Here is a 21130-nt window from a genome sequence, read left to right on the forward strand (position 1 = left end):
CCTCGCTACCTATTAAAGTGAAATACCAGAGAATGACATAAAGCCAAGACCCATCAAACCAACTGTGATGAAGGTAATACCTAAACCACGTAGGCCGTCTGGCACGTCTGAATATTTCATTTTTTCACGAATACCAGCAAGTAATGTAATTGCTAGCGCCCAACCTACACCAGAACCGATACCATAAACCACAGACTCGCCGAAGTTATAGTTACGCTCTACCATGAAAGATACCGCACCAAAGATTGCACAGTTAACTGTGATCAATGGTAGGAAGATACCTAACGCGTTATATAGTGCAGGGAAGAACTTATCTAATGCCATTTCAAGAATTTGTACCAGTGCTGCAATAACACCGATGAAAGTCAAGAAACGTAAGAAGCTAAGGTCTGCTTCAGGGTAGCCAAGCCACTCAAGTGCACCAGGTGCAAGAACCGCATGATAAACCAAGTTGTTAACTGGTACTGAGATACCCAATACCACGATAACTGCAACACCTAGGCCGATAGACGTAGTTACTTTCTTTGATACTGCAAGGAAAGTACACATACCTAGGAAGAAAGCTAGCGCTAAGTTTTCAATGAAAACCGCTTTTACGAATAAACTAATATAATGTTCCATTGTCTGCCCCTTACCCTTTCGCTTCTACTTGGTCTTTCTTATAAGTACGAAGTACCCAAATGAATAAACCAATGATGAAGAAAGCACTAGGTGGTAAAATCAATAGACCCATAGGTTGATACCAGCCACCATCTTGCACAAGCGGGATGATTTCAGCACCAAATAATGAGCCTTTACCAAATAGCTCACGAATAAAGCCAACAGTTAGTAACACTACTGAATAACCTAAACCATTACCGATACCGTCAAGGAATGACATAAGCGGTGGCGACTTCATCGCATACGCTTCTGCACGACCCATTACGATACAGTTTGTAATGATCAGACCAACAAATACTGACAACTCTTTCGCCGTAGCATAAGAGAAGGCTTGTAATACTTGGTCAACAACGATTACCAATGACGCAATGATGGTCATTTGCACGATAATACGTACAGATGACGGGATCTGGTTACGAATAATTGAGATAAAGAAGCTTGAAAAAGCAGTAACCAACGTCAATGCGATTGACATGATTAACGCATTTTTTAAGCTAGACGTTACCGCAAGCGCTGAACAAATACCAAGTACTTGTAGTGCGATTGGGTTATTTGCCAGTACCGGACCAAATAGGACCGACTTCATTTCTTTAGTATCAGCCATTATTTCAACGCTCCTTCACGTACTCTCGCAAGGAAAGGACCAAAGCCGTTTTCGCCAGTCCAAAAGTCAACTGCGTGATCAACACCATTAGACGTTAAAGTTGCACCTGATAAGCCATCAATTTGATGCTCATTCTTAGCGCCACTTTTTACAATATTGATTGGTAACTCTTTACCATTCCAACTTGCAGTCCACTGTGGGTTTTGGATTTCTCCACCCAAGCCAGGTGTTTCGTTGTGCTTATAAAAGTTAATATCTTTAACAGTTTCGCCATCGCTTTCAAGTGCTAAGAAACCATACATCACACCCCAAAGGCCATAACCTTGGATTGGTAAAATAATAGCGTCTGTAGAACCATCTGCTTTTTTAGAGATGTAAACCGGTGACTCTTTAGTCATACGCTGAATACCGGCGATATCTTTGATATCGTTTTCTTTCAGTGCAATACTAATTTTTTGGTCAAATTTACTTTTCTCAAAGTCAAAACTGTTAGGGTCAGTTTCAACAAACTCACCTGTACTCATATCTACTACACGTGCTTCGATTTTAGAGTTGAACGTATCAGAGATATTTTCAACTGCATCGATACCCGCTGCTGCTAAGATATTTTTCTGAATATCTTGCGTTTTGTTAGCTTGCTGTAATGGGCGAAGCTGAACTGAAGCAAACGATACGATGATTGCACACACTAAACATAGTGCAACAACAACGGTTAGCGTTTTGCCGATTGATTCGTTATTACTAGACATTACGTGCCAACCTCCGCTTGATATTAGCCTGCACTACAAAGTGATCGAATAATGGTGCAAATAAGTTAGCAAATAAGATTGCTAGCATCATACCCTCAGGGAATGCAGGATTGATTACACGGATCATTACTACCATCACACCAATTAGTGCGCCGTATGCGAATTTTGCTTTATCGGTAAATGCAGCAGACACTGGGTCTGTCGCCATAAAGAACATACCAAAAGCAAAACCACCTAATACTAAGTGCCAATGCCAAGGCATTGCAAATACTGGGTTAGTATCAGAACCAATTGCATTTAATAAGAATGCAGTTGCAACCATACCCAAAAACACACCTAGCACGATACGCCAAGAAGCGATACGAACATAGATAAGGAATAAACCACCCACTAACAATGCAAGTGTAGATGTTTCACCTACAGAACCTTGAATGAAACCATAAAACGCATTCCACCATAGCTCCATGTTGCTAAAGTCTAGTGAACCAACAAACGCTTGACCTAGCATAGTTGCACCAGAGAATGAATCTACTGCGGTCCATACTGTGTCACCTGAAATTTGTGCAGGGTATGCAAAGAATAAAAATGCACGGCCCGCTAATGCAGGGTTTAAGAAGTTACGGCCAGTACCACCAAAGATTTCTTTAGCGATTACTACACCAAACGTGATACCTAACGCTACTTGCCATAAAGGAATCGTTGCTGGAAGGATCAAAGCGAATAACACTGACGTTACGAAGAAACCTTCGTTAACTTCATGCTTACGCACTGAAGCAAATAATACTTCCCAAAAACCACCCACAGCAAAGGTTACTGCGTAGATTGGTAAGAAGAAGCATGCCCCGTAAAACATTTTAGCGCCCCAGCCTGAGCTAGCGGTTAATTCACCACCAAATAACTGGAACAAACCAACTTGCCAAGAGTTTGCTAGTTCAAAACCTTGTGCTAATGCACCGGCGGCCTGATGACCAATATTGAACATACCAAAAAACATGGCAGGGAACGTCGCCATCCACACTAAAATCATCATACGTTTTAGGTCGATGTTGTCACGAACGTGTGTCGCGCCTTTATTTACATAGCCTGGTGTATAAAAAATAGTTGCTGCTGCTTCATACAGGGCATACCACTTTTCATGTTTACCACCGGCTTCAAAATGCGGCTCGATATCTTCTAGAAATTTCTTTAAACCCATCTCTCTAGCCTTCCTTCTCGATCGTAGTCAAGCAATCGCGTAGGATTGAACCATACTCGTATTTACCTGGACAAACGAAGGTACATAACGCTAAATCTTCTTCATCAAGTTCAAGTGCGCCTAATGAGATAGCACCATCTAAATCACGTGAGATTAAGTCACGTAATAAAAGCGTTGGTAAAATATCTAACGGCATAACACGCTCATAATTACCAATTGGCACCATGGCACGTTTTGAACCACCTGTTGACGTTGTCATTTTAAATAAACGACTTGGCGCAAGGTGAGATAAGAAAGTACGTGTCACTGAGAATTTATCGCTACCTGGACGGATCCAACCAAACAATTCTTTTTCGCGACCTTCAAGTAATACTGATACTTGAACATGGTAACGACCTAAGAATGCTTGAGGACCTGCAGAAATAGCACCTGCTAAAACAGAACCAGAAATTACACGGTTATCACCGTCTTCTAATTCGCCCGCAACTAAATCATCCAGTGCAGCACCTAGTTGAGTTTTCACTAAACGAGGGTTTTTAACACGTGGACCGGCAAGAGAAATAACACGATCAGTGCTGATTTCACCAGTAAGGAATAAGTGACCAAACGCAATAACGTCTTGGTAACCAATATGCCAAACTTGCTTACTTGCAGATACTGGGTCTAAGTGATGGATATGTGTGCCAACAAGGCCAGCCGGATGTACGCCACCAAACTCATGTACTTCTACTTGAGGGATTGATGAGCTAGGTACTTGGCTACCTGCTTGTTTACAAACAAATACTTTACCGTCAGTTAAACGAGATACCACAGCTAAACCTGCTTCGAATGCTTGCGCATTTTCGGCAATAATAACCGCAGGATCTGCAGCTAATGGATTAGTGTCGATAGCCGTCACAAAAATAGAGCTAGGATTTGCATCCACTGCCGCTACCTTGCTGAATGGGCGAACACGAAGTGCTGTCCATTGACCTGACTGAATTAGTACTTCTTTGGCTTTTTCACGGTCTAAGCTTGAAAGCTCATCGGCCTTGAAAGAGTCAAAGGTGATTTGCTCACTGCCATTTACTTCAATAACGACAGATTGCAGCACACGTTTTGCACCACGATTAATTTCTTTTACTGTACCAGCAGCTGGGGCAGTAAATAATACACCTGGGTTCTTTTTGTCTTCAAAAAGTACCTGGCCTTTTTTAACTTGGTCATCCACACGAACATGCATGGTTGGACGCATACCAATAAACTCTTCACCTAGCACTGCTACACGTTTGACGGCTGAGCCATCATGAATAACTTGCTGAGGTGCGCCCTCTATGGGTAAATCCAGACCTTTTTTTATGTTGATCATACGCACTTGCACTACATTAACGGAAAGAAACTGAAAAATCGTACCAACCACGTCGCTTTTTGACTATTCAAGCAAATTCAAGATATCAAAGAACTGCCTGTTTAAGATACAAAGCAAGCAACGCAGTAAAACTCCTCACATATATTGCCCGAATTTTAACACCAATCAGGGTCACTATGCGAGTGTAAATATGAAATTTATACGACAGGAGCAGTAATTTAGCTCAATAGCTACATTTGAATAAAATTCAATATAGACCAAAGTGTAATTGCCCGCGAGTAAGGATGAAAGTTAAACAGAAAATATCCGTAAATAACTCAAACAATATATTGCAGGCAATAAAAAAGTCGCCGTAGCGACTTTTTCAATTAACGAACAGAATTAGTCAATCATGTTTGCAATGTGTGCAACAGGTTCTACATCTTGTTCGTAATCAACGCTGTCGATACCAAAACCAAACAAGCGCAAAAACTCATTGTGATAACCCACATAATCAGTTAGTTCATCAATTGTTTCTGTGGTTACGCTGTCCCACACAGTTTGAATACGCGCTTGAACATCATCTTCCAATTCTTTGTAGTTTTGGAATAAATGGCCACCGTCATCAAAGCGTGGAGAATCACCATATAAATTCTCGGTAAATAAACTATGAATTTGCTCAATCGTGCCTTCATAGGTGCCATCCGCTTTCATCACTTTAAATAGTGCAGAAATGTAAAGTGGCATAATTGGAATAGCAGAACTTGCTTGCGTAACTACCGCATTAAGTGAAGATACATACGCTTCACCGTTAAGTGCTTTAGTAGATTCTTTAATTGCTACAGTTGCACGGTCTAAGTCTTCTTTTGCTTTACCAATTGTGGCATGACCGTAAATTGGCCACGTTAGCTCTTTACCAATATAGGTGTAAGCACTGGTTTTAAAGTTATCAGCCAATACGTCGGCTTCTTTAAGTGCATCAATCCACATTTCCCAATCTTCACCGCCCATCACTTTAATGGTGTTGTCGATATCGTCTTGGCTTGCTGCTTCTACTGTTATTTCATCAATTTCACGCTTTGACGTATTAAGATTTTTAGTCGTCACAGCATCGCCAATCGGCTTAAGTGTAGAAGAGTAAGTTTCACCAGTATTTGGATCAGTACGACGAGGAGATGCAAGGCTATAGATAACTAAATCAACTTTACCTAAGTCAGCTTTAATTGTATCAATCGCTTTTTGCTTGATTTCGTTAGAAAACGCATCGCCATTGATATTTTTAGACCAGAGGCCTGCTTCATCAGCTGCATTTTGAAATGCCGCCGTGTTATACCAACCTGCAGAACCCGTTTTACGCTCAGTGCCTTCTTTTTCAAAGAAAATACCTAAAGTCTTAGCACCGCCACCAAATGCGGCAGTAATACGCGATGCAAGGCCATAGCCTGTAGACGCACCAATAACTAGTACATTTTTAGGCGCATCTTTTAGCTCGCCTTGTTGTTTTACATAGTTAATTTGTTCTTGTACGTGCTCTGCACAGCCAACTGGATGGGCGTTAGTACAGATGAATCCGCGAATTTTAGGCTTAATGACCATTGATCATCCTATATCTATTTCAATAAAAATTAGCGCTAGTTTAAAGGCTAATTGTAAAAATACAGGTCTGATCAGTATTCAATACTCTCAGACCTGGCCGTTAATCTAATTTAGAGCCACCCAAACACATTGGCGAATCAGCAACATTGCCTTCTTGCTCGCTAAACTCATCGGGGGTAAAGGTATGAATAGCCAACGCATGAATATGATTAGCTAATTCATCTTTTAAAACTTCGTTAATTTGACGGTGACGTTGTAATAAACGTTTGCCGCTAAACTCTTCACTGACGACAATAACTTTAAAGTGAGAATCTTCACCACGGCTGTGCATATGGCTTTCGTTAACTACATTAAGGTGTTTACAAGCAATTGCATCGGCAATTTTACTTTGTATTTGTTGCTGCATAGACATAAAACGATCACTTTAAAACAGATTTATTGCTCTACTATAACAACTAAGCTTGTAAATTGGCTAGTTGGGTTTTGGTAAAATATACCTAAACGTCAAACTGATACGCGGATGAGCCAAGGTAGTTTGCTTTGCTATAGCATGCTGAAAATCACGTTGACTATGGCCATGCATCACTAAACAACTACCGCTGTGTAGTTTTACCTCACTCACTTTATGGCTGGTTTTATGCTTTAACTTTAATGCGCGCTCTGCGCCAAGTGATATACACACTATAGTGGGCTCAGAGCCAAGCTCTATTTCATCATCGCTGTGCCAGCCCATGGTGTCATTACCATCGCGGTAATAATTAACCAATAGAGAGTTAAAAGGTTGCTGTAAATGCTGCTCTAGCCGTTTTCGCATAGCCAATAATACAGCAGGCCAAGGTTCGACAATTAATTTACTCTGCGAATAACCATATTCAATGTCATTATCACTGATAAAACATTGCAGCCGCGGAATAGCCCCTGTTCGGCCATACACTGTAGTGATGGGTTGTTGCCAAGGCAAGTTTTGCTGTAAATGATAAAACAAATCGAGGCTTTTTTGCGCACTAAGGGCGGTTCTTTGGTAAGAAAAGCCATTTGGTAACTGTTGGGGGTTGGCGTTTGGCCGTTGCATGTTAGAATTTACCTATCATTTGATTACTGATCACTAAACTATTATGACCACGCAAGCACAGCTCGGCGATACATCCTTTACTCTTGAACGTTTTCCGCTAGATCAAAAAAACCGTAGCCTACAAGCATGGGACTCTGCTGATCAGTACCTTGTTGACTATGTTACTGAACATTATCCTGATTGTCGCTCATTGCTAATTTTTAATGACAGCTTCGGGGCTTTATCTTGCTATTTTAGTAAACAAGGATTAACAGTTTGTTCAGTCAATGATTCTTATATTAGCCATCAAGCTGCTGCGTATAACTTAGCTGAAAACAAAATTGCCACAGCAAATTTCAGTCAACTGGACAGTTTATCTGCACTACCTGAAAACGTAGATTTAGTGCTTATGAAGGTGCCACGTACTCTCGGGTTTATGCAATATCAGTTATCAGAGCTCAGCGAAGTGCTTGCACCGGGCACTCCCGTCATTGGCGCAGGTAAAACAAAAGATATTCACAATTCGACCATTAAAGCGTTTGAACACTATATTGGTGAAACTAAAACAAGTTTAGCAGTTAAAAAATCACGCTTAATTATAAGTCAAGCTACAGGGGGCTATAAAGCGGCTGACTTTCCAGTAAACTGGCCACTTGAAGGCACTGACTTTAGTATTAGCAACCACGCGAATGTGTTTTCACGTGACTCGCTAGACATTGGTGCACGGTTCTTTTTTAATTACTTACCGCAATCGAGCAAAGCAAAGCGAATTATTGATTTAGGCTGTGGTAATGGTGTAGTAGGATTAATGACATTATCACGCTGCCCTAATGCTGAAATCACCTTTGTTGATGAATCTTATATGGCAGTCGAATCTTCACGACTAAACGTTGAACTCAATATGGAAGATAAGTTTGAACAGTGTTCATTTATCGAAAACGATTGTTTAACTGGGTTTGAACGTGAAAGTGCTGATATTGTTTTATGTAATCCGCCTTTTCATCAGGCACAAGCTGTGACCGACCATATTGCATGGCAAATGTTTAAACAAGCAAAAGACACCTTAAAAAATGGCGGCGAATTACGTATTATTGGCAATCGTCATCTTGATTATCATGACAAGTTAAAGCGCATGTTTGGTAATTGCCAATTACTTGGCTCAAATAAGAAGTTCGTCGTTTTAAGCGCAACTAAAAATAATGGAATGCTATAGCAATGAAAAACTACATTTTACCTTGTTGTATTTTATTAGCCCTAGGTGGCTGCAGTAGTAGCCAACCCAATCAATTGATCTTAAATCCGGTTTACCAAAGTGGTAAAGTTAGTTCAATTAACCAAAGCCTTAGTACCAGTGTTATTGATTTACGTGGCGATCCTGCAACACTTAAATTAATCAAATCAGATAAAACACAAACCATTGCCAGCCAGGGCATAACTGAATCAATTAAAAGTATTTTAGATAGCGCTTTAAGTCGTAATGGTGCCAGTATTTCTAATCTAGCTACCACACGTTTTGAGGTAGACATACATACGTTGCAAGCCGTTGTTACCGAACAAATGGTGACTCATATCAGTAATGCTAAAATAGAGCTAGGGGTGCGAGTCATCCGAAGCTCAAGCAACTTTAGTAAAATTTACCGCGGTAATGCGAATCTTGAAGGCCCGCTTGGTCACGACAGAGCAAAAATAGAAGGTCAGCTGAATAAGTTGACTGAACAATTAATTACCCGCATGGTATCAGATCCTGAATTACTAGCATTTTTAGAAGGTTAAACATGAAACGTCTTTTTATATTCTGCGCATTTTTATTAATTAGCCAAAACTTAATGGCCGCCACAGAAGGCCGCTTTGTACAAAAGAACAATATGTTCCCACGCGTTGAAATTACAACGACGATGGGGAAAATCGTCATTGAAATGGACCGCTCTAAAGCCCCTATCACTGTTAATAACTTTTTGACCTATGTGATGGATGGCAGCTATAAAGGCACTGTATTTCATCGTGTAGAACGTGATATGGAAAACGATCGTGACTTTGTCATTCAAGGTGGTGGCTACGATAAAGACTATGAGGGTGTTTACGAAGGTGACCCTATCTTTAACGAGAGCGGTAACGGCTCTAAAAACGATATGTATAGTATCGCAATGGCTTACCAAGATAGACAACCTCACTCAGGCACGCGCCAATTCTTTTTTAATATGGATGATAACGACCACTTAAACCCTGGCCGTGAATGGGGCTTTGCAGTCTTTGGTACTGTGATGGACGGCTATGAAACACTAGATAAAATCATGCAAGTAGAAACCGGTTTCAACGATAAAATTGGTTATGACTTTGTACCCAAAACCCCAGTGGTGATTTTAAATATGGCTGTATTAGAGCCAACCCCTTTATAAAATTAATGGGGCTGACAAATTAAAGCCCCTTGTATCCCTCTTAGCCAATGAAGGCGCTATGAAAAACAACTTATCTATTACTGAATATTTTTCTTACTTTAAAGACAAGCGATTAATTAACGTTTTCATATTTGGTATGAGTAGCGGTTTTCCATGGGTATTAATTGGCTCTGTAATGTCTGCATGGCTAAAAGATGAAGGTTTGAGTCGCAGCATGATAGGCTTATTCGGTATCGTCTTTGGCGCTTATAGTATTAACTTTTTATGGTCACCCTTGATTGATCGCATCAAACTCCCTCTATTATATAATTGGCTCGGTCAGCGCCGTAGCTGGATCCTCTTTTGCCAAAGCTTTATTTTAATTGGTGTACTGTTATTAGCAGGGCTTAATATAACAGACCACTTAGCCATCGCTGCTGCATTATGCTTATTAATTGCTATCGCATCAGCCACGCAAGATATTGCCATCGATGCGTTCCGAATTGATACACTCGAGGAAAACGAAAGTCATAAAGCCACAGCTGCTGCGGCAATGGCAACTTCAGGTTGGTGGAGCGGTTATGCATTACTCGGCGCAATCCCCTTTTATATGGCGGATATTCCGAGCATTGATTGGCCACAAGTTTATTACTTTTTAGCTGCTTTAATGCTCTTACTGATGAGCTGTGTATTTTGGGCAAAAGAGCCTAAATCAAACCGTGAAGCAGTCCATGCTGAACTTGAGCGCATTTACCAAGCAAAGCTTGCAAGTAACAATCAATATTCGCAATCAGCCAAGATAGTGGCATGGTTAGCCGTGACGGTGATAGACCCTTTTAGAACCTTTTTTTCCCGTAACGGAGTTAAAACAGCTTTAGCACTGCTTGCCTTTATATTCTTATTTAAAATTGGCGAAGCTTTTTTAGCCCGTATGTCTATTGTGTTTTATAAAGAGGTCGGTTTTTCAAACACCCAAATTGCCAATTATTCAAAACTGGGCACTGGGCTAATCACCATTGTGTTTGCCTTTTTAGGCAGTATTTTTAACCATAAATACGGCATAGTTAAAGGCCTATTTATAAGTGGTGTAGCAATGGCTGCATCAAATTTAATGTTTTCATGGATTGCAGTTGCAGGCCCCCAAGAGCATTTATATGCTATGGCTATTGTTGTTGATGGTTTCACTCAAGCATGGTCTCTAGTGGCTATGGTGGCATTTATATCAATGCTCTGCGACCGTGCTTTTAGTGCGACGCACTATGCACTGTTAGCATCTTTAGGTAATTTAGGTAGAACTTTGCTTTCGAGTTACAGTGGCGTGGTAATTGATGATTGGCTAGGCGGGAACTGGTCGTTATTCTTTATTTTAACAGCATTAATGGTGTTGCCGTCGTTAGTGTTTTTATATCTTATTAGGCATAAATTGTATGAGCTTGAAAATAGCTATCACAACAATAATAAATAAAGTGTGAAAGCGCTTCCTTGCACTCACCGAAAAATTAATAAAAGAGACTAATAATTAATCTTCTTTTAGTAATCCTAACCCTTCATATGGGTCAACTTCTAACGCGTCACAATAGCGTAAAAATTCAATCACATCTAAACGACGCTCTTGGTTTTCAATTTTACCGATAAAAGAGTGCGGCGTACCAAGAACTTGTGCAAGGCTGCGCATTGTGTGACCCTTTTCATGGCGCTTAACTTTAAGCCATTTGGTCAACTTTGAGTTTTCTTCTGAAGAAACTGTTTTACCCATCATAAAAAACATCTCCTACTTAGATGATTTAAAATTAAATTAAGAATGAAATTTGCCCGTCTCACTCTTGGATACATTATATACTATAACTACTACTGCTAAATAAAAAATTACGAGCCGACTCCATTTCAAGCTTCGTATTTTTATCCCCATTCAATTATTGTAAAACAAACAATAAAGTAAATACTCGATTATTCGTTCCTCTTTAATGTATCAAATAATTTATGTAAATGAACCTATTTTACGACAAATTATTTTTACTTTTAAAATTAGTGGTTTATGATGTAAATATGTAAAAATAAAGCGAAGAGAAAGAAATATGTTCCGGTTACTTTTTTTATTACCCATTATACTTTGCTTAGTTTGGTACTTTTTTCTTAAGAAAAATGGAGTCCCAATTAAACAAGGTAAAAAAGGCTTTATATACATTTTAAGCTTTTCAGCCTTAGTTTTAGGTTTTTTTGTTCTAATGATCCAAGTCACTCATCAATAGTGAGTGACTTAATTTGAGCTAATTAGTACTTTTTCGCTCACGTAGCATTAATAGACATGGGGTTAAAACAAGCGTCAGTACCGTTGCAAATGAGAGTCCTCCTGCAACAGCTGTAGCAAGTTGTACCCACCACTGAGTCGATGGCGCACCAAAATCGATAGTCCGATTAAATAAATCGATATTGATTTGTAACACCATCGGCATTAATCCTAAAATCGTCGTAACAGTCGTCAGTAACACGGGTCTTAAACGTTGTGCTCCAGTTCTTAAAATTGCATCTTCTATTGCCAGCCCCTGCTTACGTAAAACATTATAAGTATCTATTAATACAATATTATTATTAACAACAATACCTGCTAATGAAATCACCCCAATGCCTGACATTACAATACCAAATGGCTGCTGCAATACAAATAAGCCAAGAAAGACCCCAACTGTTGAAAATAACACAGCACTGAGAATTAAAAATGCTTGATAAAAGCTATTAAATTGAGTGACCAGGATGATCCCCATAACAAACAACGCAACTAAAAATGCATTTTTTAAGAAAGCTTCAGACTCATCTTGATCTTCAGTTTCGCCGCGTACCTTTATTTTAACCCTAGGATCTAATCCCTGCTCTTTTAACTGTATTTGTAATCTTGGTAATGCCTTTGCTAACTGTTCACCAACCTTCATATCAGCGTTAATAGTGACTACGCGATGGGCATCTACCCGACGAATAGTATCTACTTTTGGTGCAGCCTTGCGCTCAACAAAATGAGTTATGGGTACTTGCCCATGAATTGTTTTAACACGTAATGTTTCTAAACGCCCTAAATCACGTTTATCATGAGGAAAACGCACTCGAATATCAATTTCATCATCTACATCATCTGGGCGGTACTCACCAAGTTTTAAACCATTTGTGATCAATTGTACATTTGCCCCGAGCATCGCCGCATCGGCACCAAAGCGTGCAGCATCAGCACGATTAAGCTTTAGTTGCCACTCAATGCCTGGCTTTGATGCGGTGTCGTCAACATTTCTAAAAGCCCCATCATTTTCAATTACTTGACGGATAACTTTAGCTTGTTGATTTAACACTTCAGGAAATTTCGAACTTAACTCAATACTCAGCGCCTTACCACCACCGGGGCCATTTTCATCTTTGCGCAGTTCAATCTCAACGCCAGCAAAGCTTGCGGTGATCTCATTTACCTGACTAATAATGTCTTCGGCAGGAGCACGCTCATCCCAATCTTTTAGGCTCATTCTGAATGTACCAATCTGATCTTTACCACCTGTACGGGCATAGAGCGTTTTAATACCTTGCACATCCAAAATACGCGTTTCGATCTCTTTCATAATCACGTCTTTTTCATAAATAGACAGATCACTGTAAGAGCGTACTTTTATGTTCACGCCGTTTGGTTCAACATCAGGGAAAAACTCAACACCTAACTTAGAAGCACCAAAAGCAAAAAACACTGCGATAGAGAACACAATAGCCGCCAACAATGTCCACCAAGGGCTATTTATCGCTCGATTAAGTAATCGGACATAGCGCCCAGAAAACCCTGACAATTGAGTTAAGTCGCCTGATTCAGCTAATGCTAAATCCCTTTTTTGCTGCGCCGTTAATGGTCGTGTTTTACCTATTAAGCCACCAATTGTAGGCACAAACACTAAAGCCATTAATAATGAGGCAGTTAATGTCGCGATTAATGTAATTGGCAAGTACTTCATAAACTCCCCCATCATGCCAGGCCAGAATATCAGCGGTGCAAAGGCAGCTAAGGTGGTTGCCGTTGAAGCGATAATAGGCCATGCCATACGCTCTGCGGCTATTTTATAAGCTTGCTTGCGGGACTTTCCTTCACTCATAGCTCGATCAGCGAATTCAGTAACAACGATGGCACCATCAACCAACATACCAACCGCCATAATAAGTGCGAATAACACCACAATGTTCACAGTTAGACCAAATAGAGATATGACTAAAATGCCCGTTAAAAAAGAGCCAGGTATCGCAATTCCAACTAAGAATGCAGTACGCGCCCCCAGTACAGCCACAATCACAATAACCACCAACAGAACTGCTGATAACACATTATTTTGTAAGTCAGAAAGCATCATTTCAACATCTTTTGACATATCACCGGTGTAATCAACACGAATATGATCTGGCCATATTTTTTGAGCTTGAGTAACGACCTGTTTGACTTGTGCGACTGTGTCGATGATGTTTTCACCAGCACGCTTTTTCACTTCTAACGACACAGCTTGGCGCCCATTGATGCGTGCTATGGAGCTAGGATCTTTATATGCGCGACGAATTTTCGCGACATCCATAAAGCGAACAACTCTATCGCCAACGACTTTAACTGGTTGCTCCATTACATCTTGAATAGTCTCAAATACTGAGGGTATTTTTACTGCAAAACGCCCTTTACCTGTATCCAATGTGCCCGCAGCAACCAAACGATTATTATTAGATAACAACTGAATAATATCGTTTGGTTCTAGTCCATAGGAGATCATCGCAAGTGGATCAACTTCAATTTCGACCATATCTTCACGATCGCCTCCCACATCAACCTCTAATACACTCGAGATACTTTCAAGTTCATCTTTTAAGTTTCGCGCAAGCGTCAATAAACCTCGTTCTGGTGAATCGCCAGAGAGTGTTAGAGTAATTGTAGGTTGCTCATCTTCCATGAGAATTTCGTGAACTTCTGGCTCTTCTGATTCCGAAGGCAATTTAGCTTTGGCTAAGCTTACTTTATCACGCACATCGGCAAGCGCCTCTTTGGGGTCCATACCGGCTATAAATTCTAATGTTACCGACGCATGACCTTCGCTGGCCACCGCAGTCATTTCTTTTACGCCCTCAATAGAACGTAATTCAATCTCCATTGGCCGAACCAATAAACGTTCCGCGTCTTCTGGAGAAATACCATCATGAATAATAGACACATAGATAAACGGGATGGTTACATCAGGGTTCGCTTCTTTAGGAATATTTTGATACGTCACCCAGCCTGAAATTAATAACAGTATGAATATAGATAGTACTGTACGAGTATGGTTGAGCGACGCTTCTATTAAGTTCTTCATCGGTTACTCGCCAGCTTTATCGTCTACGTTCATATATACAGGCTCAACAATATCGCCCTCTCGAACAAAGCCTTGACCAAGGGTTATCACATTTGCTGTTTCACCTAACCCCCAAAGCCAAACCCCTTCTGCTGTCGATTTGGCGAGTTCAACACTTTTAAATACCACTTTATTTTTATCATCAATGATTTTTACGCCAATGTTTCCCTCATCATCGAGCGCCATATACGCAGGACTAAGTAACATGGCCGGTGCTGATTGCAATTCAATATCAAGCTGAGTTGAAAAGCCGGCTTTAAAGGTCATATTTGGGTTTGAAAATGCAGCTTCAACTCTAAACGTATTAGTACTTTCGTCGGCGACTGAGGCGATATAGCGAATTTTACCAGGGTAAGTTTTATCATTTAACACATGGGCATGCACGCCTTGACCAACTTCTAAACCGAGTATTTCTTTTTGTGTTGCATTTGCTCTTACCACTAATGGGTCAAGATCCGCTAATTCTAAAATTGGGTCACCAATGCCAACATAGTCACCTATTTGCACAACGCGTTTATTAATTATGCCACTAAATGGGGCACGAACTTCTGTCCGCTGAAGTTGTAATTTGAGCCCAGCTAACCGCGCCTTTCCTTGTGCAAGTATCGCTTCGCTGCGCATAGTTTGCACGCGATCTTGCAGCCCTTGATCACGTAGTGACAGCGCCCCTTCGTACTCTGCGGTATATTGCTTTAAAAGTGCTGTTGCAGAGCCTATTTGCGCTGCCAAATCTGATTTATCCAATTCTAAGATTAGCTGACCTTGCTCGACAAACTGACCTTCTTCAACATAGATTTTCTCAACTTCACCTGCTTGGCGGGCGCTCACTTTGGCTAATTTATCCGGTTGTGATTTACCATAAAACGACAATGTTTTTTTAATATCCTGCGCAACAAGTTTAACAACTTGTACTTTGGCAACCTTTTCCACAGCTTTAATTGTTTCTTCGTCATTTGCCTGAGAGCTTCCTGAGCTCATCCAGATAACAATAAAAACGATAATAGATAAAGCTAAAATGTAGGGTTTTTGTTCGAGTTGCTTGGCGAGCTTTTTCAACGCAGTGTTTCCTTATTAGAAATTAATTTATCGATGCGCAAACTGGTTTAATAATAGGTAAGGGGGAGTCTTAGAGCAATATAAAATAATGCAGACACAAAAAAGCCGCTCTACAGCGGCTTTCTTATGATTTGTTAAACGCTAAAACTAGCGCCACACCCGCAGGTAGTGGTTGCGTTAGGGTTTGAGACAAAGAACCGAGCACCTTCTAAGCCTTCAGTGTAGTCAACAACACCATCGACTAAATATTGAATACTCATAGGATCAACTACGAGAGTTACGCCATTTTTTACGATTTCTAAATCGCCCGGGTTAGCTTTTTCGTCAAAAGTAAAACCATATTGGAAACCAGAACACCCACCACCGGTAACATATACACGTAGTTTAAGTTCTGGATTTTCTTCTTCATCAATTAATTGTTTAACACGAACAGCCGCAGCATCGCTAAATTTAATCGGTAATTCTTCTGACATACCCAACCCCTCAATTCCTCTAATGGCGCGATTATCTAATACCCTAGTGTTTTAATCAAGTATAGTAAACAACTGCTGATTACTTTTATAAATAGATTATCATCAGTAGAATCCCTCACCTTAGCGAGGATTTGTTAAAAGTCAGTTTTTGCAGCGACAATTTCGCCACGCATATAGTAATAGTTTTTATCACCCGCGTCTGAATGTGTTGTTTCATCATAATCTGTGACTACAAAACTTGTGACATCAGCTTCACTGATACGTTGTACACCATCACTATAGCTATGGTAATAGACCGCGCTTTTATCTTTAATGTAACTGCGTTTCAATTCTTTGAAAGTGTTAGGATCTAGCCCTTCAACAGCGTGGGTTTCACTGCCAGATAAATAGTAAATATTATTTATATCACGTGCGAATTCATAGTGTGTGGTGAGTATTTCGAACGTTTTTAAGTCAGCCTCAGGGGCAATAATATCCGCACCATAATAAAGGTGACTTTTATCTTTAGCGTATGCCCTAAAAAGCACTTTGAAAGAATCAAACTCAGCAGGTTTTAATCTTTCATCACCATAATAAATGATATATTCACCATCAGTTTCTGAGTAACTCCAGTTTTCATCAATACTTGCAAAGGTGTGCGGATTTGCCGCTTCAATTATTTGATTTCTTAAAATCACTTGCGTGTCATTAAACCAATACAACGTATGACCAATTAATCGCCCTGTTATATTGCGAGAATCAACATTTCCTACCCGCTTACCAAAATAATAAAAGCTATGTTTATCGCTGGCATACAGTGATGCTGAGTGTTCATTTTCATAATCTTGTCGGTCATAAGTAGTAAAACTATCAGGGTCTGCTTCTGTGAGCTCGTTACCACTAAAATACACAGTGTCATTCACAACTGCATAGCCACTATTAGGCACCCCTTTGACCATATTAATAAACAAACTGGAATAGCCAAAAACCACAAAAATAACACACACAACGACCGCGCTAATTTTTGCTAACAAAAAGCCATTAAAGCCTAAATAGTTAACTTCAAACAAACCCAGTAAAATAAAGATAGCGACGGGGTAGAGCAAAAATAACATAGCACTTAACACAGCCGTTTTACTATCTTGTGCACCAGGAGCTGCTAGCATCATTGGCGACATCATTACTATTAGTGGCCAAGCCATTAGCGCGAATGTAGTTATAATACTCATTACGGTGTGCATAGAGTCTTTCCAAATTTGAATATCCATTTCGGTGATTTTGCAAACTACCTTAAGCTATACCCAAAATCAATTTGCATTAAGTGAAAAACCAGTAAAAATCTCAAGGACTTCACCTTACTATTTTGATAAACTCTCGTTAAATAAATGGCGAGGAAGAATGCATGTGGCTTGAAACGCTTAGGCGTCGCTTGGCAAAGCCAAAAACATCGGTGCAACTGTGCTTACTCGGCGTATGCGCAGGATTAATTGCAGCGTTTTTAATCATTCTATTTCGTTTAACTATTTTATTTTTTCAGGGGTTATTTCTCGAAACACCTGATGATTTTAGCACTCTGCCCCCCCTAGAACGTTTATTAATGCCGGTTGGCGCCGCTTTTTTGATAGCCTTGTTTGCCGCATTTACAGGTTTTAAACACTATCGCCTTGGTATTCCTTTTGTAATTCACAGAATCAAACATTACTACGGCCAAATGCCGCTTTATAATACGGTAAACCAATTTGTGGGTGGGGCACTGGCTTTAATAAGCGGCTTTTCAGTGGGGCGTGAAGGCCCATCAGTGCATATGGGAGCAACAGGCGCGAGTTTGCTAGCAGATAAACTCCACCTCCCGCATAATGCCATGCGTACTCTAAGTGGGTGTGGTGTTGCAGCAGGTATTGCAGCATCTTTTAACACCCCTTTGGCCGCCGTTATTTTTGTTATGGAAGTGGTATTACGTGAATATAAAGTTCACATCTTCGTACCTATAATGCTTGCAGCTACAACTGGCGCCTTGGCGACTCAATTCGTTTTTGGTGACGCCTCTGAGCTTGAACTAATAACCGTCACGGCATTGAGTGGCTGGCACTATCCGTTCTTAATTTTATTCGGTATGACACTAGGCGCAGTCGCATTTGCATTTAATCAAAATCTAATGTTAATTATTCGAACATTTAAACCGCTAAGCATGTTTCCACGCCTACTTTTAGCGGGGTTAATCGCGGGTCTAATTGCCTATATGGTTCCCCATTCTATGGGTTCAGGGATGAGCGCAATCGCCATAGCCGTTGAATCTCCGGATGATGTACAATTGCTCACCACTATTTTAATAGCTAAGTTGTTTGCAACGCTGTTTGCAATTGGATTAGGTATTCCTGGTGGGATCATCGGCCCGGTTATTGGGTTAGGTGTATTGATGGGCACATTAATGGCATTTTTCGCCCAGTTTATTAGCCCTGGGATAGATATATCAGGCACTTACAGTGTACTGGGCATGGCAGGATTACTTGCTGCAACACTACACGCACCACTTGCAGCCCTTACAACCGTTATGGAGTTGACCTCTAGTCCAGAAATAATAGTGCCCGCAATGTTAGTGATCTCAACTGCTTATGTCACCGCGCTGCAGTTTTTTGGTAATCGTTCTATTTTCTTACAGCAGCTAGATTTTCAAGGACTGAACTACCATGTATCCCCTGCCACTGAAGCCTTGCAAAAAGTAGGGGTGATGGATGAAATGGATGAGAACTTTAAGTTACTCTACTCTGATGACAAAGAACAAATTAAATCAAGCCTTGATGCAGTTAACAGTCAAACCCCGTTAATTGTTTATGATGAAGAAAATGGTTATCGTTTAGCTGAATATGACTTGAGTTTAATGTCAGATCAAAATATCTCGATAAATTATATCAATTTACAAGGTGTAAGCAGCCAAGCCACACTCGCTGATGCATTTGATATATTAAAAGATAAGCGCACAGGCGCCGTGTATATATATAATTTACTCGACAACCAACAGATTATGGGAATTATGCGTTGGGATCAGATCCGCCATATCCTCACCATACGTAATAGCTTACTGTAACAAACTAAAGAGAACATTATGAGCGCCTTACTCGTTTACAAAGCCTTGCATGTATTTTTTATGATAGCCTGGTTTGCTGGCATTTTTTACTTACCTCGGCTTTTTGTCTATCACGCAATGAACGAAGAAAAATCATGTAGCTCGATGCTGAAGATAATGGAGCGCCGTTTATTACTATTTGTTACTCCCTTTGCCGTATTAACAGCCGTTTTTGGTGTATTGATGATTGTTGAATACGGCCGTGAGTGGTTTAAATACAGCATGTGGTTACATTACAAGTTAGTTTTGGTCATTATTTTGTACCTTTATCATGCATATTGCTTTAAGTTATTGGCTGACTTTAAACACGACCGTAATAAGCGCAGTGATCGTTTTTATCGTATTTTCAATGAACTCCCTGTTTTAGTGCTGCTTGCTATCGTATTTTTAGCCATCACTAAACCAAGCTTGTAAAATTTGATATAATATCGCGCGATTGCGTGTCCATCATTAATGGTTGATCGCGCCCCTTTTCAATGTAATAGGATAACCCCAATGTTAAGTTTCGAAGGTGAAAATATTCTTTCTGTTAATCAGCTCAACCGAGACTGTATTGAACGTATTTTTTCAGTAGCCAAAAAAATGGAACCATACGCTAAAAAGCAAAAGCGTACCAATGTGTTAGAAGGCGCAATCTTAGCAAACCTATTCTTTGAACCAAGTACCCGTACCCGCGTAAGCTTCGGTACTGCCTTTAATTTATTAGGCGGCCTAGTACGTGAAACCACTGGAATGCAAAGCTCTGCTTTGGCAAAAGGTGAATCACTTTACGATACCGCCCGTGTGATTTCAGCTTATGCTGACGCCGTAGCTATGCGTCATCCTGATGCCGGCTCTGTGGCTGAGTTTGCAACCGGTTGCTCAGTTCCGGTTATTAACGGCGGTGATGGTCCAAATGAACACCCAACTCAAGCCCTCCTTGACCTACTAACCATCGAACGTGAGCTTAATCGCTTTCAGCAGGGTATTGATGGCATGCATATAGCTTTAGTGGGTGACTTAAAATATGGCCGTACCGTTCATTCATTATCTAAATTGCTGTGTCATTATAAGGACGTAAAATTTTCAATGGTCGCACCTGATGGCTTGCAAATGCCGAGCTATATTTTAGACGCTGTTGATAATGCCGGTCATAAAATCGAAATTGTCGATAAAATGGAAGGCAATTTAGCTGCCGATATTGTTTACCAAACTCGCATTCAAGAAGAGCGCTTCCCATCACAAGAAGAAGCCAATAAATACCGCGGAGGTTTCCGCATTAGTCAGTCAATTTATAACGCTCACTGCAAGCCTAACTCAGTGCTTATGCACCCATTACCTCGTGATAGCCGCTTAGAAGCCAATGAGCTAGATAACGATTTAAACAGTAATGACAACCTAGCAATTTTCCGCCAAGTACAAAACGGAGTATTGATCCGCATGGCATTATTTGCATTAACGTTAGATGTTGCTGACAAAGTAGAAAACTATGAAGTTGAAGTACCTTGGTTTAGCCGTAAACGTAACGACTAAACAAGAAATGTATTTTAATGTAACCATGAAAACTCAATAGGA

General features: G+C 40.3%; 20 protein-coding genes. 7 read left to right on the top strand and 13 right to left on the bottom strand.

Going from position 1 to position 21130, the window contains the following annotated elements; translation table 11 throughout:
* Positions 1–12: 12 nt before the first annotated feature.
* From nqrE to B5G52_RS01760, 8 genes are all read right to left on the bottom strand, one after another.
* A complete protein-coding gene (nqrE, locus tag B5G52_RS01725) occupies positions 13–621 on the bottom strand; it encodes an NADH:ubiquinone reductase (Na(+)-transporting) subunit E (RefSeq protein WP_016708692.1) in 609 nt (202 codons plus the stop codon).
* Positions 622–631: 10 nt separating this feature from the next.
* Positions 632–1264 carry an NADH:ubiquinone reductase (Na(+)-transporting) subunit D gene (locus B5G52_RS01730; protein WP_087530983.1) on the bottom strand — a complete coding sequence of 211 codons (633 nt, stop codon included), beginning with the start codon at positions 1262–1264 and terminating at the stop codon, positions 632–634.
* A complete protein-coding gene (locus tag B5G52_RS01735; RefSeq protein ID WP_087530984.1) occupies positions 1264–2013 on the bottom strand; it encodes a Na(+)-translocating NADH-quinone reductase subunit C in 750 nt (249 codons plus the stop codon). Before B5G52_RS01735 ends, B5G52_RS01730 begins: the two co-directional genes overlap by 1 nt.
* Positions 2006–3208: an NADH:ubiquinone reductase (Na(+)-transporting) subunit B gene (locus tag B5G52_RS01740; RefSeq protein WP_087530985.1), complete on the bottom strand. Its 1203-nt coding sequence runs from the start codon at positions 3206–3208 to the stop codon at positions 2006–2008. Before B5G52_RS01740 ends, B5G52_RS01735 begins: the two co-directional genes overlap by 8 nt.
* Before the next feature lie 4 nt (positions 3209–3212).
* Entirely contained in the window at positions 3213–4556 is a 1344-nt protein-coding gene (locus B5G52_RS01745) for a Na(+)-translocating NADH-quinone reductase subunit A (protein ID WP_087530986.1), read from the bottom strand.
* A 381-nt stretch (positions 4557–4937) separates the two neighbouring features.
* Positions 4938–6131, bottom strand: a complete 1194-nt coding sequence (gene fabV / locus B5G52_RS01750) for an enoyl-ACP reductase FabV (RefSeq protein ID WP_087530987.1) — start codon at positions 6129–6131, stop codon at positions 4938–4940.
* 100 nt (positions 6132–6231) lie between these two features.
* Positions 6232–6543 carry a BolA family transcriptional regulator gene (locus B5G52_RS01755; protein ID WP_087530988.1) on the bottom strand — a complete coding sequence of 104 codons (312 nt, stop codon included), beginning with the start codon at positions 6541–6543 and terminating at the stop codon, positions 6232–6234.
* Positions 6544–6603: 60 nt separating this feature from the next.
* Positions 6604–7203, bottom strand: a complete 600-nt coding sequence (locus tag B5G52_RS01760) for an alpha-ketoglutarate-dependent dioxygenase AlkB (protein WP_087530989.1) — start codon at positions 7201–7203, stop codon at positions 6604–6606.
* Between the two features lie 43 nt (positions 7204–7246).
* On the opposite strand from B5G52_RS01760, the gene B5G52_RS01765 reads away from it, so the two are divergent.
* The 4 genes from B5G52_RS01765 to B5G52_RS01780 are packed head-to-tail and all read left to right on the top strand — an operon-like array spanning position 7247 to position 11022.
* Positions 7247–8395 carry a methyltransferase gene (locus tag B5G52_RS01765; RefSeq protein ID WP_087530990.1) on the top strand — a complete coding sequence of 383 codons (1149 nt, stop codon included), beginning with the start codon at positions 7247–7249 and terminating at the stop codon, positions 8393–8395.
* A 2-nt stretch (positions 8396–8397) separates the two neighbouring features.
* Entirely contained in the window at positions 8398–8955 is a 558-nt protein-coding gene (locus B5G52_RS01770) for a YajG family lipoprotein (protein WP_087530991.1), read from the top strand.
* Positions 8956–8957: 2 nt separating this feature from the next.
* A complete protein-coding gene (locus tag B5G52_RS01775) occupies positions 8958–9578 on the top strand; it encodes a peptidylprolyl isomerase (RefSeq protein WP_087530992.1) in 621 nt (206 codons plus the stop codon).
* Between the two features lie 58 nt (positions 9579–9636).
* On the top strand, positions 9637–11022 hold the full coding sequence (locus B5G52_RS01780; protein WP_087530993.1) for an MFS transporter: 1386 nt from the start codon (positions 9637–9639) through the stop codon (positions 11020–11022).
* Positions 11023–11076: 54 nt separating this feature from the next.
* Here B5G52_RS01780 and B5G52_RS01785 read toward each other — a convergent pair whose 3' ends face one another.
* The 5 genes from B5G52_RS01785 to B5G52_RS01805 form a co-directional block, all read right to left on the bottom strand.
* Positions 11077–11316, bottom strand: coding sequence for a helix-turn-helix domain-containing protein (locus B5G52_RS01785; RefSeq protein ID WP_058560149.1), 240 nt, complete (start codon positions 11314–11316; stop codon positions 11077–11079).
* A 508-nt stretch (positions 11317–11824) separates the two neighbouring features.
* A complete protein-coding gene (locus B5G52_RS01790; protein WP_087530994.1) occupies positions 11825–14905 on the bottom strand; it encodes an efflux RND transporter permease subunit in 3081 nt (1026 codons plus the stop codon).
* 3 nt (positions 14906–14908) lie between these two features.
* Positions 14909–16000, bottom strand: coding sequence for an efflux RND transporter periplasmic adaptor subunit (locus B5G52_RS01795; RefSeq protein ID WP_087530995.1), 1092 nt, complete (start codon positions 15998–16000; stop codon positions 14909–14911).
* Positions 16001–16134: 134 nt separating this feature from the next.
* Positions 16135–16473 (bottom strand): iron-sulfur cluster insertion protein ErpA, encoded by a 339-nt coding sequence (gene erpA, locus B5G52_RS01800; RefSeq protein ID WP_054205543.1) that lies wholly within the window; start codon positions 16471–16473, stop codon positions 16135–16137.
* 134 nt (positions 16474–16607) lie between these two features.
* Positions 16608–17720: a DKNYY domain-containing protein gene (locus tag B5G52_RS01805; protein WP_087530996.1), complete on the bottom strand. Its 1113-nt coding sequence runs from the start codon at positions 17718–17720 to the stop codon at positions 16608–16610.
* Positions 17721–17854: 134 nt separating this feature from the next.
* On the opposite strand from B5G52_RS01805, the gene B5G52_RS01810 reads away from it, so the two are divergent.
* The 3 genes from B5G52_RS01810 (at position 17855) to B5G52_RS01820 (ending at position 21088) form a co-directional block, all read left to right on the top strand.
* Entirely contained in the window at positions 17855–19537 is a 1683-nt protein-coding gene (locus B5G52_RS01810; RefSeq protein ID WP_087530997.1) for a chloride channel protein, read from the top strand.
* An 18-nt stretch (positions 19538–19555) separates the two neighbouring features.
* Positions 19556–19990, top strand: a complete 435-nt coding sequence (locus tag B5G52_RS01815) for a CopD family protein (RefSeq protein ID WP_087530998.1) — start codon at positions 19556–19558, stop codon at positions 19988–19990.
* A gap of 81 nt (positions 19991–20071) precedes the next feature.
* Complete coding sequence (locus B5G52_RS01820; protein WP_087530999.1) at positions 20072–21088, top strand: aspartate carbamoyltransferase; 1017 nt, start codon at positions 20072–20074, stop codon at positions 21086–21088.
* Positions 21089–21130 lie beyond the last annotated feature (42 nt).

Source organism: Pseudoalteromonas sp. A601 (assembly GCF_002165575.1).
Classification (GTDB): Bacteria; Pseudomonadota; Gammaproteobacteria; order Enterobacterales; family Alteromonadaceae; genus Pseudoalteromonas.